Raw genomic sequence first — 17,746 nt, 5'->3', positions numbered from 1 at the left:
CTGCAGACCACTGACAGCCGACTCTCGCGCGAGCCGCGCACCGGGCGCTCACGTCGACCGGGGAAAGCGTCGACCGGGGAAAGCGTCGACCGGGGGAAGCGGCGGCCGGGGGAAGCGGCGGCCGGGGGACGGCCGTTGACAATTGTCATTCGCGGCCGGTGACGCGGCATCACTACCGGAGCGGAGCGCCGAAGCGCGAGGCTGGCGGCCATGGGGACGACACAGGCGGTGATGACGGCCGAAGGGCTGCGGTACCGGTACGGCGGGACGCTCGCACTGGACGGGGTGGACCTGCGGGTCGACCCGGGGGAGTGCGTCGCACTGCTCGGGCCGAACGGCGCCGGGAAGTCGACGCTGGTCGCCCTCACGGTCGGGCTGCTCGCTCCCCAGCAGGGGACGGTCCGGGTGCTCGACGGCGATCCGCGCCGCGCGGCGACCCGGCGGCGGCTCGGGGTGGCGCAGCAGACGCCCGGCTTCCCGAACACGCTGACCGTCGGCGAGCTGGTGACCGGCGCCGCCGTCCGCGGCGGGCTACGGGCCTCGGCCGCCGAGCCGGTGCTGGCGGAACTCGGGCTCGCCGAGCTGCGGCGCCGGCGGGTGCCCAGGCTGTCGGGCGGTCAGAAGCAGCGGGTGCAGCTGGCGATGGCCCTGGTCACCGAGCCGGCCCTGCTGGTGCTCGACGAGCCGACCGTGGGCCTGGACACCGCGGCCAGGCGGCACTTCTGGCAGATCCTGGCGCTGCGCCGGGCGCGCGGCGCCGGGGTGCTGGTGACCACGCACCTGATCGAGGAGTCGGCCGCGGTCGCGGACCGCGTGGTGGTGCTCGACCGGGGCCGGATCCTGGCCGACGCGCCCCCGGAGGAGCTGGTGGCGCGGCTGCCCGACCGCACCGTGACCGTCCGCACCCGCCTCGACCTGCGGGAGGTCGGGCAGGTGCCGGGCGTGCTCTCGGTCACCGCGGAACACGATCTGATGCGGATCCAGACGCGCTCGCCCGAGGACCTGCTGCGGGTGCTGCTGGACCGGGACGGGCAGCTGTCGGAGCTGCGGGTGCAGGACGCGGGCCTGGAGGAAGCCGTGCTCGCGCTGACGGACGGGGCGGAGGCGGCACGGTGAGCGCGACGACGGCACGGGTCTTCGGAGTGGAGCTGCGGGACGAGCTGCGGGCGATCGTGCGCGAGCCTACCTCGTTGTTCTTCAGCATCCTCATGCCGGTCGGGTTCTTCGTGCTGTTCAACCTGCTCTACGGCCACCGGGTGACCCAGGGGCTGCCGGCCGGAACGGCGATGGTGGCCACCTTCGGCACCTACGGGGTGATCACGGTGGCCGCGCTGCAACCGGGGATCGGCGTCGCGCAGGACCGCGACCTCGGCTGGCTGCGGACGAGGCGGGTCTCCGCCGTGCCGATCGGGATCAGCCTCGCCGCGAAGGCCGCGGCCGCGCTGCTGTACGCGGTGGGAGTGCTGGCGCTGATGGGGGTGGCGGCCGCGGCCTTCGGCACCCTGCACGCCTCGGTGTGGCAGCTGGTGCGGCTGGCGGCGGTCCTGCTGCTGGGCACCGTGCCGTTCACGCTGGTGAGCGTGGCGGTCGGGCTGCGGCTGCGCCCCAACGCGACGATCGCGCTGCTCAATGCGCTGCTCTTCCCGCTGGCGGTACTGTCGGGGCTGTGGATCCCGATCCAGTTGCTGCCCCGGACGGTGCGTCAGATCGCCGAGTTCCTGCCCACGTACCACCTCGCCCGACTCGGGCTCGCCCAACTGGGCGGGGGCAGCGTGCTGATCCACGTCCTCGCCCTGCTGGTGACGACGGCGGCGGCGCTCGGACTGGCGACCCTGGCCCACCGCCACGCCCGGACGTGACCGCCCCGCGGGCCACCGCGCCCGGGTCGCGCGCCGGCCGGCTGCGGACCTGGGACTGGGTCCACCTCGGCTATCTGCTCTTCGTGCCCGCGCAGCCGTACTTCTCGCCCCGTCCGGCGTGGTGGGAGTGGCCGCTGGCGACCGCGGTGTGCGCCGCCACGGCCGCGCTGTACGCGGCGAAGCTGCTGCGCGGCCCGGACGCGCGCCACGTCTGGACGGCGATCGTCCCCATGGCGGCGATCGGCGCGCTGGCCACCCCGTTCAACACCAACGCGAGCGTGCTCTTCGTCTACGCGGCGGCGGTCGCGGGCGACACCCTGTCGTGGCGCGGGGCGCGGCCGTGGTTCGCGGCTCTGACCGTCCTGAACGGCGCCGCCGCCGCGGTCTCGCGGGTGCCGATGCCCTACCGGCTGTGGGGGTTCGTGTCGGCGTCGGTGCTGATCTGGGTGATCGGGCTGCTCGAACTGCGGCAGCGCGACCGGTGGCAGGAGTGGGAGAACGAGCGGCTTCGCACCTCGCAGGTCGAGCTGCTGGCGACCCTCTCCGAGCGCGAGCGGATCGCGCGCGACCTGCACGACCTGCTCGGGCACTCCCTGACCGCCGTGGTGATGCGCGCTCAGCTGACCAAGGAGCTGGTGCCCGTCGACCCGGAACGGGCGAGGGCCGAGGCGGAGGAGATCGAACGCAACGCCCGCGAGGCGCTGGCCGCGGTGCGCAGCACGGTCACCGGCTGGCGGCGGACCACCGTCCGCAGCGAACTGGAGGCGGCCCGGCGGGCGTTGGCCGGGACGGGGGTGAGCCTCGGCGTGGACTGCGAGGACGGGCTGCGGCTGGTCGCGGGGGTCGAGCACGAACTGGGGCTGGCGCTGCGCGAGGCGGTGACCAACGTGGCCCGGCACGCCCGGGCCACGCACTGCCGGATCGGACTGGACGCGGACGACAGGAGGGTACGGCTGGTGATCGCGGACGACGGGATCGGCGGCTCGGCGCCGGAGGGCACCGGGCTGACCGGGCTGCGGGAGCGGATCGCGAAGCTCGGCGGTGCGGTGCAGCGCAGCGGCTCGGCCGGCACGACGCTGACCATCACCGTTCCGCTCGGGGCGGCGGCCCGGTGATCCGGGTGGTGCTGGCCGAGGACCAGGGCATGGTGCTGGGCGCCTTCGCCGCCCTGCTGGACCTCCAGCCCGACATCACGGTGGTGGCGACCGCGACGGACGGCGACGACGCCCTGGCCGCGGTGCGCGAGCACCGCCCCGACGTGCTGGTGACCGACATCGAGATGCCCGGCCGCACCGGCCTCGACCTGGCTGCGGAGCTGAACCGGACGGCCGATCCGACCCGGGTGCTGATCGTGACCACCTTCGCCCGGAGCGGCTACCTGCGCCGCGCGGTCGACGCCGGGGTGGCCGGCTACGTGCTCAAGGACGCGCCGATCGGCGAACTCGCCGCGGCGCTGCGCCGCGTGCACGCGGGTGAGCGGGTGGTCGCGCCGGAGCTCGCGGTGGCCGCGTGGGACGCGGCCGATCCGCTGACCGACCGGGAACGGGAACTGCTGCGCGCGGTCGCGGACGGCGCGGGCAACGCGGAGATCGCGGCGCGGTTGTGCCTGGCCGAGGGCACCGTGCGCAACTACCTGTCCACCGCGATGGCCAAGCTGGGCGCACGCAACCGCACCGACGCGGCCAGGACGGCACTGTCGCGCGGCTGGTTGTAGCGGCGGAGCCCTCGTCGGTGCCCTCGTCGGTGCCCTCGTCGGTGCCCGCGTCGGGCCCTCAGGCGGGGACGAGCGGCCCCGGGGCCGGCCCGGAGGACAGGGCGAACCGGAGGTCGTGCAACGGCCGGCCGGTGCCGTGCCAGATGGAGAGCGCGTAGACGCTGATCGGGTAGTGGACCCAGCGCGGCGGCGCCCACACCGTGCCCCGCACGGTGGCACCGCGGCCGCCGGCGTCCAGACCGGAGGGTACGTCCCCGGCCTCCACCAGCAGGTCCCAGGCCCTGCGCGGCACCGCGAACTCCGCCTCGTCCAGCGTGCCGCGCAGGTTGGCACGCAGGATCGTCGTCGCCGCGAGGTCGAGCGTCAGGGCGCCGTCGACCAGCGCGCGGTCGATCCGGTGCCCGGCGGCGGCCAGCTCCTCGCACAGCCGGTCGACCGCAGCCGTGAGCAACTCCTTCGCGGCGCGTTCGGTGCCGGCCGCGCGGCACAGCAGCGCCTGGAAGTGCACCTCCTCGGGCACCACGACCCGGTCGCCGATGACCGTCCGCAGCAGCGCCGCGTCCAGGGCGGCCGGCTCCCGGTGGGCGGCGGCGACGTTGCGGGCGACGGCGCGCAGGAACGGGTCGGCGCAGTCCTCCAGCAGGAACGACCACAGCCGCTCGCACAGGTCGACCGTGCGCACGCCGGTCGTGGCGTGGACGACGCGCAGGGCGCAGCGCAGCAGGATCTTCTGGAACAGCGTCATGGAGACGCGGAAGGCCATCCCGCGCACCCACTCGTCGGCGGTCATGCCGTCGTGGGCGACGACGACCTCGGCGACGAGTTCGGGGTTGGTGACGTCGCACGGCATCCGTCGCGTCGTCAGCTTGTGCTCGTCCTGGAAGGTCTCCCGCGCGTACTCGGTGTTGTTGAGCAGCAGCAGCGGATAGATCACCGGGGAGCCGCCGGCGGTCAGCACCTCCTCGACCCCGGCGAGGTAGGAGTCGTAGGTCTCGCCGGGCAGGCCCCAGATCAGGTCCGTGTAGGTCGGCACGTCCAGTGCGCGGAACCGGGACAGCAGCCGGCGGTAGTGGTCGGTGCGGATGTTGGCGCGGTTGGCGATCCTCAGCACGTCCGGGTCGAAGGACTGCGCGGACAGCGTGATGGCGCCGGTGAGTTCGGCGGCGTGCAGCATGCCGGCGATCTCCACGATGCGGTCGTTGCCGTTCTTGGCCCAGTTGGTGCTGATGACCAGCCGCTTGCCGTGGCGGCGGGTGAGCTCCACGATGTGCTCGGCGATCTGCCGGTCCCGGGCGACGATGCCGAAGTTGGCGTCCGCGATGAACAGGGTGGCGTCCGTCGGCATCAGCCGGACGAGCCGGTCCAGTTCGCCGAAGATCCGCTCCAGGTCGAACTGGCGCACCTTGGAGTTGGTGGCGCCGCCCCAGTAGCAGAAGGCGCACTTGTAGGGGCAGCCGCGGTTGGTCTCGTAGACGATCATCGACGAGCCGGCGATCTCCTCGTCGGAGTAGACCGGGGTCAGGATCGGCGAGACGACCTGCTCGAGGTCGGTGATCCGGTCCGCGTCCGGGGTGGTGACGACGGCGCCGTCGGACCGGTAGCTGATGCCGGGGACACCGGCGAGTTCGCCCCCCGCCAGGAAGCAGCGGACCAGGTCGCGGAACCGCAGCTCGCCCTCGCCGTGGACCAGCACGTCCACCCAGGGCGCCTCGGCGAACAGCGGGTCCTGCTGGTGGCTGACGTCGTTCCCGCCGAGGACGACACGGCAGTCCGGCCAGCGCTCCTTCACCCGGCGGGCCAGCTCCAGGGACTGGGCGCGGTTCCAGAAGAACACCGTCAGCGCGACGGCGAACGGCTCGTCCCAGGAGTCCAGCAGCTCGGTCACGGCCTGCTCGCCGCCGCTCTGCTCGCGCACGCTGATCCGGAACTCGCAGGCGTCGTCGAGCACCGGGTCGGCGACCGCGGTGGCCTTCAAATAGCCGAGGGTGACGCTGTACCGGACGCCGTGCATTGCGGTGAACTCGACGAGCTGGACGGTCTTCTTCTTCGCGGCCGCCCCGGCCGGCGAGGTGGAGGTCATGGCTACCAATCCGTGCAGTCGGCAACGGCTACACACGGTCGCAGCGCGCGGTGGTGCCGTCAATAACGCGCGATTTGTAGCGTAAGTATCCCGGAGGATACCGGCCGCGAGCCGAAATGCTTTCCGGTGCGGCCGGATCGGATGGTGCACATTGACGGCTCCGGTGGCTCGATGTAGCGTCGGCCCGGATCCCCCGCCCCACGCCAACTGGCCAAGTCTCCATGCCAGCGGGCCCGGAGCGGGTGGACGACCGCCGCAGACGTCGATCGCACGGATATCCAGGAAATTCCCGGAGATCCGGTCCAAGGAGTGGTGTCGGTGCGCTTCGGGCTTTCCTTCCTACCTGACTGCACGCCCGAGACGAAATCCCCTCAGACCTATTTCAGTGACGCGCTGGAATTGTCCGTCCGGGCGGAGCTCGGTGGCCTGGAAACCATCAAGATGACCGAGCACTATCTCCACCACTACGGCGGCTACTGCCCGAGCCCGCTGGGATTCCTCTCCGCGGTGGCCGCCCGGACGGCGTCGGTCAGGCTGATGACCGGCTGCGTCCTGCCGGTGTTCCACCACCCGATCCAACTGGCCGCGGAAGCCGCGCAGGTCGACGCGATCAGCGGCGGCCGGCTGGACGTGGGATTCGCCCGGGCCTATCTGCCCGACGAGTTCGACGCCCTGGGCCTGCCCATGGAGGAGAGCACCGAGCGGTTCCGGGAGACCGTCCGGGCGGTGCTCCGCCTGTGGACCGAGGAGGAGGTCAGCGAGGACACGCCGTTCTTCTCCTACCGCGACGTGACCGGCCTGCCCCGGCCCACCCAGCGGCCGCACCCGCCGGCCTGGGGAGCCGCGGTGCGCACCCCGGAGAGCTTCACCTGGCTGGGCACGGAAGGGCTGGGGCTGCTCATCACCCCGCTGATCTCGCCGCACGAGTTCCGCGACCACCTGACCCTCTACCGTGACGCGTTCCACGCCGCGCACGGCGGCACCGGGCTCCGCCCCCGGGTCGCGGCCAGCCTGCCCCTGGTGGTCGCCGACACCGACGCCCGCGCGGAGCGGATCGCCGAGACCCACCTGCGGCGCTACCTGGACGTGTGGGCCCTGGCCGTGAACGCCTGGGACCGCAGGGAGTCCACCGCCTACCGCGGCTACTCCGGGTTCGGCTGGATGCTGCGCGGCCTGAAGCCCACCGAGCTCTTCACCCGGGGCGGCGCGATCGTCGGATCCCCGGCCACGGTCGTCGACCGGATCCGCGCCTTCAACGACCACATCGGCGGCGTCGACCAGATCCTGTGGCAGATCGACTTCGGTGCGATGCCGCTCGCCGAGGCTGGGCAGACCCTGGAGCTCTTCTGCTCCGAGGTGCTGCCCGAAGTGAAATCACTGTGACGAACCGTCACCCGGAACACGAGGGGGGGTGTGAAGACATGGAGGGATTCGAGGACCTGGTGCTGGACGACGGCGCCTTCGAGCTCGTCGACCTGGGCGAGGTGGTGCCCGCGTCGGTGACGGCCGGCTACGGCCTGACCGAGCTGTCCGCTTCCGGCGGCGCCAGCAGCTGTTGCTGCTGCTGCCCGTGCTGCTCCTGCACCTGACCGGGGTGCTGATCGATCCGGCACCCGTGCTCTAGCCGGTGCGCGTGCGTGTACGAGGACCGGGTGGCTCTCGGTCCTCCTCCTGACCTGTCATCGGATCTGCCTGGAGAAGCGGTGGTCATGGACGTCGATGTCGAGCGGATCCGGCCGCGCCTGCGTGGTGACGTGTACGTCATGCGGGTGCCCGAGGGCGCGTACATCCGCAGCAACCTGGGCGGATCGATGCTCAAGGGCGCGTCGACCTACGAGTGGATCCAGCGGATCGCGCCACTGCTGGACGGCACCAGGACCCTCGGCGAACTGTGTGCGGCCGTGCCGGAGCAGAGCCGTGCCGCGCTGGCCAGACTGACCCTGCTGCTGCTGGGCAAGGGCTACGTCAAGAACGTCCTGGACGACCGCCCGCACACCCTCACCGCCGACCTCGCCAGGACCTACGCCGCGAACATCGCCTTCGTCGAGTACTTCACGGACTCGCCGGAACTGCGCTTCGAGCGCTACCGCGAGGCCGCCGTCGTCCTGACCGGCGCGGGCCCGCTGCTGCAGGCACTGACCAACGCGCAGCTGCGCTCCGGCGTGCGCACCGCGACGGTCGCGCCGTTCCCCGAGTCCCCGTTCGACCGGGACCGCGTCGCCGAGCACCTGGCCGCGGCCCGGGCGCTCGACCCGGACCAGCGACTCGCCCACCTGGAGGCCGTCGACGACGACCGGCTCGCGGCCGGCGCCGCGATGGTGCTGCACGTCGCCGACCGGCCCATGATCGGGCGGGCCCGGCGGCTACCGAGGACCGCCCGTGCCGCGGGCGCCGCGTTCGCGCAGGCGGTCGCGGTCGGTGACGAGGCGTGGATCGGCCCGGTGATCGGCGAGGACGGCGACGCCACCGCCTGGGAGTCGGCCTGGCGGCGGCTGTGCGCACTCGCGCCGGACCTGCCGGGCGCGGACCTGAGGGACCGTCCGGATCTCGCGCCGAGCGACTTCCTGCGCGGCCCGACCGTCGCCCTGGTCGCCAACCAGCTCTGCTTCGCGGCGTTCCGCCACCTGACCGGCATCGACCGGGGGCAAGCGGCCGACCGGCTGGTCCGGTTCGACCTGGAGACGCTGGAGACCGCGACCCACGCCTTCCTGCCGCACCCGCTGGCACTCCCCGCCGTCCCCGACGACCCGGCCCGACCGGCCGCCCTGTCCGCCGCACCGCCCGTCGACGACGAGGAGCTCGCCCGGCGCGCGGTGGACTGCGTCGACCCCCGGACCGGCGTGTTCGCGGAGATCACCGAGCGCGACTACGAACAGCTGCCGCTGTTCGTCAGCGAGGTGATGGTCTCCGACCCGGTCGGCCTGGCCGGCGGCCCGTTCCCGGTGCACGGCTGCGGCGAGAGCGTCGTCGAATCGCGCCAACGGGCCGTGCGGCGCGCGTTCGAACGCTACGCGGCCGTGATGGCCGACTCCCGTAGGGGCGACCGGCTGCACGGCGTGGACGTGCTCACCGGCGAGCCGGTCGAGGTCGAGGCCTCGGCGGTCTTCCCGGCGCGGACCGCGGCGTCCGGGGACGACTGGTCCGCGGCGGTGCGCGCCGCGGTGGTCGCGGCGGCCCGCGCGGGCGCCGGTGCGGCACTCGCGGCCGCGACCGCGCCGCTGCCCCGGCTCGGCCTCGCCGGCGCCGAACTGACCGCGCGCGGCGCGCGCTACCGCAAGCTGCTGGAGATCGTCGACCAGCCGTACGAGGTCTACGACCTGTCCGGACTGCTCGGCCTGCCCACCTTCGCGTTCACCACCCCGGAGGCCACCGTCGCCTGCACCAGCGCCCTGGAGGCCGGCGCCGCACTGGAACAGGGGCTGGAGCTGACCCTGCTCGCCCACCAGGCCCGGGCCGCCGACCAGCCCGGCTACGCGCCGGAGGCCGTGCCCGAGCTGCCCGCGGAACTGCGCGGGAAGCCGCGCCCGGAGGCCGGGCCGGACGGGGCACGGCCTGGCCCGGTGACCCTGGACGAGGTCGTGGCACGGCTGACGCGCGACGGCGGCCGGGTGGTGGCCGTGCCGCTGGACCACGATCCCGCCGTCGCCCGGCTGTGTCCGTTCGTGGCACAGGCCGTGGTCGTCCGTGGCTGACCGGCCCCAGGTGCTGCGGGAACCCCACCGGGTGATCGTCGGACCGTGGCCGCCGGGCTGCCCGGACTGCCTGCACACCCGGCGCACCGCGGCCTCCGGCGACGACCGCACCGCCGGGCCCGCCGCCCCGCCCGCCACCGGGACGCCGCGCCCGCAGCTCCCGACCTTCCTCGCGGACACCGTCGCCGAACTGACCGGCGCCGAGCCGCAGGCACAGCGCTACTGGATCGTCGACGCGGCCACGCTCGCGCTGTCCCGGCACGGCTTCCTGGCCGACCCGCACTGCCCGACCTGCTCGACCGCCACCCCCGACACCGCGGAGGGCGCGCGGATCACCCGCCGGGCCCGGGCCAAGCTCTCCCCCCGGTCGAGCCGGGTCAGCCGGCTGGACCGGGCCGCGCTGGAGGCGGTCTACGTGGACGGGCAGAGCGGGCTGATACCCTCCGTCACCTCCTACACCCAGCACGCCTTCCCCTTCACCGAAGCCGTGCTGGCCGTGCCCGGCGTCTCCACCGAGGCGTCCGGCTACGGCCGCACCCGCGACTTCGCGTCCGCACGGGCCGTCGCGGTCGCCGAGTCGCTGGAGCGGCTCGCGGCCCACGCACCGGCCAGGCGCACCGCCGTCCGGGCCTGCTGGGCGCAGGTGACCGCCGACGCGATCGACCCCCGCACCCTCGGGCTCTACCCCGCCGACCGGTACCGCACGCCGGGCTTCCCCTACCGGGAGTTCACCGAGGACGCGGTGGCGAACTGGGTCTGGGGCTGGTCGTTCGGCCGGGCCCGCCCGGTGCTCGTCCCGGAGGGCTTCGTCTACTACCGGCTGCGGGGCAACGGCGGCGAGGCCGGGTTCGCCTGCGAGATCTCCAGCGGCTGCGCGCTCGGCGGCTGCTACGAGGAGGCGGTGCTGCACGGCGTCCTCGAAGTCGCCGAACGCGACGCGTTCCTGACGGCCTGGTACGGCAGCACCCCGCTTCCCGAACTCGACCCGGCCGCCGCACCCGACCGCCGGATCCCGCTGGTCGCCGAACGGATCGAGCGGCACGGCTACCGGGTACGGATCTTCGACAGCACCCGGGAGCACGGCATCCCCTCCTTCTGGACCTTCGCCGAGGACGTCACCGGCGACGGCCGGCCGAGAGCCGTCTCGACCGGCGGCAGCGGACTCCGACCGGCCGAGGCGGTCCTCGCCGCACTGCACGAACTGAGCCAGACCGTCGAGTACGTGACCCTGCTGGCCATGGACCCCGGGTGGCGCGACCGTGCCCGGCACCTGGCCGGGCACCCGGACGAGGTCGTCTCGATGGCCGACCACCTGCTCTGCGCGGCCGATCCGGACAGCTTCGACCGGTACGCGTTCCTGCTGGACGACCCTCCGGCGTCGACCTGGCAGCAGGGGCTCGAACGGTGGCGGTGGCCGCACCACACCGAGATCGGCGCCGACCTGGACGAGGCCGTGCGGCGCTTCGCGGCCGCCGGCATGGACGTGATCGCCGTCGACACCACCTCAACGGAACAGGCATCGGGAGGCTTCACATGCGTCAAGGTGATCGCACCGGGCTCGGTGCCGATGACCTTCGGCCACACGGCCCGGCGGGTGACCGGACTGCCCCGGCTCGGGCAGGTGCGCAATCCGCATCCGCACCCGTTCCCGTGACGGACCGCCGGGACGGCATCGGCCGCGAGTTCTGGCGGATCAGCCTGGAGGACCTGGCCGAGGCGATGGAGACCCGGCAGTCGGAGTACGGCAACCCGGACGAACCACTGAAGTTCAAGATCTACCGGGGCCTGCCGCGCCTGCCGCTGACCACGAGGCTGCCCACCGAACTCGGCCCCGTGGACACCCTCGACGGGCCGGGCCTGTCCACGCTGCTGCACTACGGCTACGGCATCTCCCGGCAGGAGTTCGACACCAACGGGACCTGGCCCTACCACCGGACGGTCGCCTCGGCGCGCTGCCTGTTCGGCGTCCAGCTGTACGTGTGTCTCGCCGACGGCACCCACCACTACGACGCCCCGCACCACACCCTCGTGCGGCTGCGCGAGGGCGACCACCGGCGGCTGCTCACCCGGGCCACCGGAACCGGCGGGCCGATGCCGCAGGCCGTGGTCGTGCTCGCCGCCCTGCTGCCCAAGACCGCCTACATCTACCGGGACTACGCCTACCGGCTGTGCACGCAGGAGGCCGGCCTGGTCGCCGGGAACCTCGACCTGGTCGCCCGGGCCATGGGCCTGCGGGCGCACGTCCACCACCAGTTCCTGGACGAGCCGGTCGGCAAGCTGCTCGGGCTCGACGGCGACGAGGAACCGGCCCTGCTGGTGCTGCCGCTCCACCTCGCCGAGGCCGAGGCCGAGGCCGAGGCGGGCGCGGGCGCGGGCGCGGGCGCGGGCGCGGGCGCGGGCGCGGGCGCAGGTCCAGGTCCAGGTCCGGGTACCGGTCCGAAGGGCCGGCCGGTCGCGGAGACCGCCGCGGCACTCGCCGCGACCGTCGAGGCGATCGAACCGCCGGTGGTCCCGAGCGGCCTGCACGTCCCCCGGGCCTGCCCCCTGCTCACCGAGGTCAACCGGGCGTCGCTGCGCACCGACACCACGGGCTTCACGACGGCCGTCCCGGTCGCGCCCGCCCTCCCCGGCGCCGAGCCGCGGCCGCTGCCCGCGACCGAGGTCCCCGAGCCCGGCCTGGCCGGGGTGCTGCGCGCCCGCGACTCGGGCCCCGGCATCTTCCGGCCGGTCGCCTCCCGGGTCGACGGAGTCGAACTGTGGGCCCGACTGGCCCGGATCCGCACCGGGATCGTCAGCGACGCCGTCCCCGCCGGAACACCGGCCCCGCTGGAGGTCTTCCTGACCGTCGGAGACCTCACCGGCATACCGCCCGGGGCCTACCGGATCGCCCCGGAGACGGGAGCGCTGCACCCGGTCGTCCGTACCGCGCCCCACGGCGCCACCGACGCCGTCGGCCCGGACGCCGTGACCGCGATCGAACGCGTCACCGTCCCCGGACCGGTCTTCACGCACATCAACGCCGTCGTCCACCTGGTCGGCGACCGCGACTGGGCCTTCGACACCTTCGGCGACCGCGGCTACCGCGTGATCAACCAGGAGGCCGGACTGCTCGCCCACCGCGTGTGCGTCGCCGCGGCCGCGCAGGGCATGTCGGGCCGCGTCGTCAACGCCTACCACGCCGACGGGGTCCGCGCGGCCCTCGGCCTCACCGAGCAGCGCCACACCCCGGTGTTCCAGATCCTGCTGGCCAGGACGGGCCCCGGCGGCCGCATGATCGTGCCCGTCGAACCCGAGGCGGTGGAGTGATGGAGAGCCCGCGAGAAGCCCCGCCGGGAACGGCACCGTACCGGCTCGCCCCGGCCGCCGTGATCCGGCTCGCCGGCAGCCCGGCCGCCGCGCTGGACGGCCTGCGCTGCGCGCGCAGCTGGAGCACCGCCCGGGAACTGCTCCGCCTGCGCGCCGAGATCACCGAGGCCGCCGGGGAGCTGTCGGCCCTGCTGCACACGGCGATCGGCACCCTCGGCGACGGCGAGGCGAAGGCCCGGGCGGTCGCCGTGCGCCGGGCCGTGCACCGCGGCCGCCGCATCGACCCCGCCCGACTGGCCGACGTGCCCGCCGACCTCACCGCCCCGCTGCGGCACTGGTCCGCGCTGCTCGGCGAACGCGACCGGCTGCAGGCCGAGTTGCCGCAGCACCTGGAACAGGACTGGGCGCAGAGCTGCCGGGCCCTGCGCGACGCGGGCCGGCTGCCGGCCTTCCAACTGGGTCTGGTGCACGCCAACCCGGACATGTTCCTCGCCCTGCACCGGTGGCTGGCCACCGGGCGCGCACCCCAGCGCCAGAGCCTGCTGCGGCTCGCCCAGTACCTGGCCCGATCCGCCGCCAAGACCAGCCCCTACTCCACCTTCACCAGCAGCGGACTGGCCGCCTGGGGAACGTCCGACGACATCGTCGAACCGTCCGCACGGCTGACGGAGCACCAGGGCACCGCCCCGACCGGCACCGAGGTCAGCATCGGCACGCTGCACCGGATCGCCCGCGCCGTCGGCGAACGCCCGGACGTCGCCGGCGGCTGCCCGATCCGGATCAACCCGAGCGCCACCGTCGTCGGCGACACGCTGGTCTTCCTCGGCCGCCGTCCGGTCGAGCACGTGCACGGCCTCGCGCTCACCCCGACGCTGCGCCGGGTCCTCGACGTGACCACGCACGGCACCACCCCGGACGAGCTGCGCGGCGCACTGCTGGCCCGGGCGGCCGACGGACACCAGGCCGACGCCTTCCTGCGCCGCCTGGTCACCCTCGGCGTGCTGGAGCCCGTCCCGCCGCTCGCCGACCAGAGCCCGGACCCGGTCGCCGACCTGCGCTCCTGGCTGCACCGGTTGCGCCGGCCAGGCCTGCAGGAGCTGGACCGGACCCTGCACGCGGTGCAGGAGGCGCTGTCGGCCTACCCGACCATCGCCGCGCCCGCAGCCCGGGTCGCCGTCCGCGACGCCGTGGTCCGCGGCCTGGACACCGCCCTGCGCGAGGCGGGTGACCACGCCCACCTGCACAACCCCAAGCTGGCCAAGGAGTTCGCCCGGTACAGCTTCTACGAGAACGCCGTCCACCCGGGCACCGCCGCCGTGCTGGACCTGGAACGCTGGCAGCCCCTGCTGGACGACCTGGACGCCGTGCGCACCCTGCTCGGCCTGATCGGGCCCGACCTGCCCGCCAAACTGACCCTGAGCCGGCTGTTCCGCGACCGGTACCCGGCCGGGGCCGAGGTCCCGCTGCTGGTGTTCTACCGGGACGTGCTGACCGAGCAGCAGAACGCCGCCCCCGCGCCCGCCGCCGGGGACGGCCCCGGGGACGGACCCGAACACGGACTCGGGGACGCGCTGCGCGAACTGCAGCACCTGCGCGCCGCCGCCAAGCGGCTGCTGGGCGAGCGGGCACCCGACCCGGACGGGGTGGTCCGCATCGACCCGGAGGAGATCCGCACGCTCGCCAAGGAGTGGCCGGGCTGGGTGCGCACCCCCACCTCCGTGGCCGCCTACTGCCAACTCGCCGCCACCGCGCAGGGCCACGAGCTGGTGGTCAACACCGTCAGCTGCGGATTCGGCCGCGGCCGGAACCGGGTGCGGCAGATCCTGGACGGGCTCGACCTGCACACCGACGCACCGGCCGACCACGGACCGGCCGCCGGCCGCGGCGAGGTGCTGTTCGCCGAGTTCGAGGCCGTGGCCAGGTCCGCGGTCAACGTCAGGAAGCCCGGGGTGCGGCTGGTCGTCGACTACCCCGGCGTGCGCAGCCTCCGCGCCCCGGACGACCGGCTGCCGGTCAACGACCTGTCGGTGCGGCGCGGCGGCGACGGACTGCTCCAGCTGGTGTCACGACGGCTCGGCCGGCAGATCTGCCCCGTCCACCCCGGCCTCGGCGACCGGCTGCTGCCACCCGCCGCACGGTTCATGGTCGAGGCCTTCGGCGAGTCCACCACCTGGTTCGGCGCGCACACCGAACTCCGGATGACCTCGGACCCGCGCACCGACACCGGCGTGCGCCGCCTTCCGCGGCTGACGGTCGGCACGGTGGTGCTGCGCCGCGCCGTGTGGATGACCCGCGCGGACCGGATGCCCCGGCGCGCCGACGCCGCCACCGACGCGGCCTGGATGCTGCGGACGGCCGGATGGCTGGCCGAACACGGCATCCCCGAGCGGTGCTTCGTGACCGTGCTCGACCCGGCCACCCTGGCCGGGGGCGGCGGCCGGGCCCCGCGCAACGACACCAAACCCACCTACGTGGACTTCGCGAGCATGCTGCTGCTGCTCGGGTTGGAACGTCGGCTCGCCGAGCCGGACGCGATCGTGCAGATGACCGAGACCCTGCCGGACCCCGGCCGGATCCGCGGCGAGCGCGTCGCCGAGTACATCGTGGAACTCAACGAGCCCGGAGTCACCCATGTCCGACACACCTGACCTGCCCGTTGCGTCCGCCCCGGCCGACCTGCCGGAGCCGCCCGCGACGGCCGCACGCACCTGGGTCAGCGCCCACCTCCACTACCACGGCGACCAGGACGCCCTGGTCGTCGGCGCCGTCCGGCCCGCCGTCGAACGGCTGCGCCGGGCCGGGCAGGCCGAGGGCTTCTTCTTCCTGCGCTACTGGGAGGGCGGCCCGCACGTCCGGCTGCGGGTGCTCACCGACCCCGAGCGGGCCGCGGAGGTCCGGGCCGTCATCGAGGAGACCGCCGCGGAGTTCTACCGGACCTCGCCGTCCGGATCCCCGATGACCCCGCAGGAGTACGCCGACTCCGCACCGGGCCTGGCAGCGCTGGAACGGATGGCCGCCTACGACACGGAACTCCACCCGGACAACTCGGTCGCGTTCGTCGACTACCGGCCGGAGACCGGGGTGTTCGGCACCGGCCGCTCGCTGGAGGCGGTCGAGCGGCAGCTGATGGCGGCCAGCGCGCTGGCCCTGGAGCTGATCGCCCGCGGCCGCACCCCGGGGCAGCGCGCCATGGACGCCTTCGCCATGCTGGCTGCCAACCGCACCCTGTTCACCGGCATTCTGCCCGAACTCGCCTACCAGGCACGGTTCATGGTCGAGAGCGGCGGTCAGGCCGCGCAGCTGATCGGCACACCGGCGTTCGAACGGCACTACGAGGCCAACAAGGCCCGGCTGCGCTCCACCCTGGAGGCGGTGTGGGCGGCCACCCGGGGCGTGGCACTGCCCGACGGGTCGGTGGCGGGCACCTGGCTGGCGAGCACCAGGGACCTGAACGACACCCTGGTCCGCCTCGAACTGCTCGACCGGCTGGACGCGTACCCGAGCTTCGAGGCGCCCGCCGACGTCCTGGACCACATCAACCACGTGGTGCCGCAGCTGATCGTGGAGCGGTGCGCGCACCTGATGTGCAACCGGCTCGGCATCGGCCTGGCCCAGGAGTCCCACCTGCGGCTGCTGCTGACCCGCACCGCCTTCGACCTGTGCGCGGTGTGACCGTGAACGACCCGGTCACCCGCTACCAGGAGGACGTGCACACCCCGACCGAGGTGGCCGACCCGCAGGCGTTCCCGCCCCGGGTCGTCAAGAGCTACCCGGGCGCGCCGCGGCACCCGCTGCCCTGGCCGCCCGAGCGCGCCGGGCACCGGCTCGGCCGACTGCTCGCCGACCTCGGCGGCATCACCCGCGCGCAGTGGCTGACACCACTGGACATGCTGCCCTTCACCGACGGCTTCGACGCGATCCCCGACGACGACCCGCTGCAGTGGCTGGTCACCAGGCGACCGACCCCGTCGGGCGGCGCCCGCTACAGCGCCGAGTGGTACGTGATCGCCGGCCCCGACTCCGGGGTGCCGACCGGCGTCCACTACTACGACCCGGCCCGCCACGACCTGGTCCGCCTGCGCGCGGGCGACCACCTCGGCCGGGTCGCCTCCCGGCCGGCCGCCACGGTGCTCGTGCAGACCAACGTGTTCTGGCGGCTCGCCGCGAAGTACGGCGAGATGCACTACCGGCTCGCCTGCCTGGAGGCCGGGATCCAGGTGGCGCAGGCCCTCGCGGTCACCGACGGGCAGGAAGCCACCGCCCGGCTCCGCTTCCCCGACGCCGACCTCGCCGAACTGCTCGGCCTCGACCCCCGCGAGGAGGGCGTGCACGCGCTCGTCGAACTGCTCCCGCCGCCCCCGCCCGCCGTGCCCGGCCCGTCCATGGCCGCCTTCCCGCGCGCCCACGCCGCCCACACCGCCGTGCTCGCCCAGAGCCGCCCCGGCCCCGAACCGCTGCCGGACGCCCCGGTGGGCGACGGCAAACGGATCGACCTGCCACTGGCCGCACCCGACCTCCGGGCCGGCACCCGGACCCGGCACGCGGCCGTCCGCGGCTTCAACGGCGACCCGATGCCGCCCGGCGCGCTGGCCACCGTCCTCACCGCCTACGGACAGCAGGCCCGCTGGGACCTGCCGGACCACCTGGTCGAGTTCTACTGCGTCGTCGCCGACGTGACCGGAATCCCGTCCGGGGCCTACCGCTACCACCCCGACGAGCACCGGCTGGAGGCCGTCGCCGACGGCGACCCCCGGCAGCGGCTGCGCGAAGCCGCCCTGGCCGCACTCACCCAGCAGGGCGCGCGTACGGCGAACCTGTGGCTGCTGCCGGTCGGCGACGCGGAGGCCGCCGAGGCCCGGTTCGGCGCCCGCTGGTACCGGCTGCAACAGGCCGCCGCCGGCGCCGCACTGCACCGGGCCTGCCTCGCCGCCGCCGCCGTCGGCGTGGCGAGCCGGATCCAGAACGACGTGCTCACGCACCGGCTGGACGAGTGGTTCGGCCTGCAAGGACGCAGGCGGAGCCTGCTGATGGCCCAGCTCGGCACCGAGCACCCGGCCGGGCTGCGCCCCGAGTTCCGGCTGACGTGGTGAGGGGG

Annotated in this window: 13 protein-coding genes; 12 read left to right on the top strand and 1 reads right to left on the bottom strand. The window is 74.2% G+C overall.

What is annotated here, in order from left to right; genetic code table 11:
• The first annotated feature begins 210 nt into the window (after positions 1-210).
• From ABD353_RS11175 to ABD353_RS11160, 4 genes are read left to right on the top strand one after another with little or no spacing between them, the layout of a single operon-like run.
• The gene (locus ABD353_RS11175) at positions 211-1,116 is read left to right on the top strand and encodes an ABC transporter ATP-binding protein (RefSeq protein ID WP_344623363.1); all 906 of its coding nucleotides are present in this window, start codon (positions 211-213) and stop codon (positions 1,114-1,116) included.
• Positions 1,113-1,859: an ABC transporter permease gene (locus ABD353_RS11170; protein ID WP_344623362.1), complete on the top strand. Its 747-nt coding sequence runs from the start codon at positions 1,113-1,115 to the stop codon at positions 1,857-1,859. Before ABD353_RS11175 ends, ABD353_RS11170 begins: the two co-directional genes overlap by 4 nt.
• Positions 1,856-2,974: a sensor histidine kinase gene (locus ABD353_RS11165; RefSeq protein ID WP_344623361.1), complete on the top strand. Its 1,119-nt coding sequence runs from the start codon at positions 1,856-1,858 to the stop codon at positions 2,972-2,974. The genes ABD353_RS11170 and ABD353_RS11165 overlap by 4 nt, the downstream gene beginning before the upstream one ends.
• Positions 2,971-3,573 (top strand): response regulator transcription factor, encoded by a 603-nt coding sequence (locus ABD353_RS11160; protein WP_344623360.1) that lies wholly within the window; start codon positions 2,971-2,973, stop codon positions 3,571-3,573. The genes ABD353_RS11165 and ABD353_RS11160 overlap by 4 nt, the downstream gene beginning before the upstream one ends.
• A 58-nt stretch (positions 3,574-3,631) precedes the next feature.
• Here the strand turns inward: ABD353_RS11160 and ABD353_RS11155 are convergent, their stop codons facing one another.
• Positions 3,632-5,653, bottom strand: coding sequence for a radical SAM protein (locus ABD353_RS11155; RefSeq protein WP_344623359.1), 2,022 nt, complete (start codon positions 5,651-5,653; stop codon positions 3,632-3,634).
• Positions 5,654-5,962: 309 nt separating this feature from the next.
• Here ABD353_RS11155 and ABD353_RS11150 point away from each other — a divergent pair, with 309 nt between their 5' ends.
• From ABD353_RS11150 to ABD353_RS11115, 8 genes are all read left to right on the top strand, one after another.
• Positions 5,963-7,036: an LLM class flavin-dependent oxidoreductase gene (locus tag ABD353_RS11150; protein ID WP_344623358.1), complete on the top strand. Its 1,074-nt coding sequence runs from the start codon at positions 5,963-5,965 to the stop codon at positions 7,034-7,036.
• Positions 7,037-7,074: 38 nt separating this feature from the next.
• The gene (locus ABD353_RS11145) at positions 7,075-7,242 is read left to right on the top strand and encodes a thiomuracin/GE37468 family thiazolyl RiPP peptide (protein ID WP_153464076.1); all 168 of its coding nucleotides are present in this window, start codon (positions 7,075-7,077) and stop codon (positions 7,240-7,242) included.
• Positions 7,243-7,362: 120 nt separating this feature from the next.
• Positions 7,363-9,345, top strand: coding sequence for a hypothetical protein (locus tag ABD353_RS11140; protein WP_344623357.1), 1,983 nt, complete (start codon positions 7,363-7,365; stop codon positions 9,343-9,345).
• Complete coding sequence (locus ABD353_RS11135) at positions 9,338-10,999, top strand: TOMM precursor leader peptide-binding protein (RefSeq protein ID WP_344623356.1); 1,662 nt, start codon at positions 9,338-9,340, stop codon at positions 10,997-10,999. Before ABD353_RS11140 ends, ABD353_RS11135 begins: the two co-directional genes overlap by 8 nt.
• Entirely contained in the window at positions 10,996-12,651 is a 1,656-nt protein-coding gene (locus ABD353_RS11130) for a nitroreductase family protein (protein WP_344623355.1), read from the top strand. The genes ABD353_RS11135 and ABD353_RS11130 overlap by 4 nt, the downstream gene beginning before the upstream one ends.
• Positions 12,651-15,299: a lantibiotic dehydratase family protein gene (locus ABD353_RS11125; RefSeq protein WP_344623354.1), complete on the top strand. Its 2,649-nt coding sequence runs from the start codon at positions 12,651-12,653 to the stop codon at positions 15,297-15,299. Before ABD353_RS11130 ends, ABD353_RS11125 begins: the two co-directional genes overlap by 1 nt.
• A complete protein-coding gene (locus tag ABD353_RS11120) occupies positions 15,283-16,323 on the top strand; it encodes a lantibiotic dehydratase C-terminal domain-containing protein (RefSeq protein WP_344623353.1) in 1,041 nt (346 codons plus the stop codon). The genes ABD353_RS11125 and ABD353_RS11120 overlap by 17 nt, the downstream gene beginning before the upstream one ends.
• 2 nt (positions 16,324-16,325) lie before the next feature.
• Positions 16,326-17,741: a nitroreductase family protein gene (locus tag ABD353_RS11115; RefSeq protein ID WP_344623352.1), complete on the top strand. Its 1,416-nt coding sequence runs from the start codon at positions 16,326-16,328 to the stop codon at positions 17,739-17,741.
• Positions 17,742-17,746 lie beyond the last annotated feature (5 nt).

Source organism: Kitasatospora arboriphila, assembly GCF_039528095.1.
GTDB classification, from domain to species: Bacteria; Actinomycetota; Actinomycetes; order Streptomycetales; family Streptomycetaceae; genus Kitasatospora; species Kitasatospora arboriphila.
This window is presented reverse-complemented; position numbering and strand designations above follow the sequence as displayed.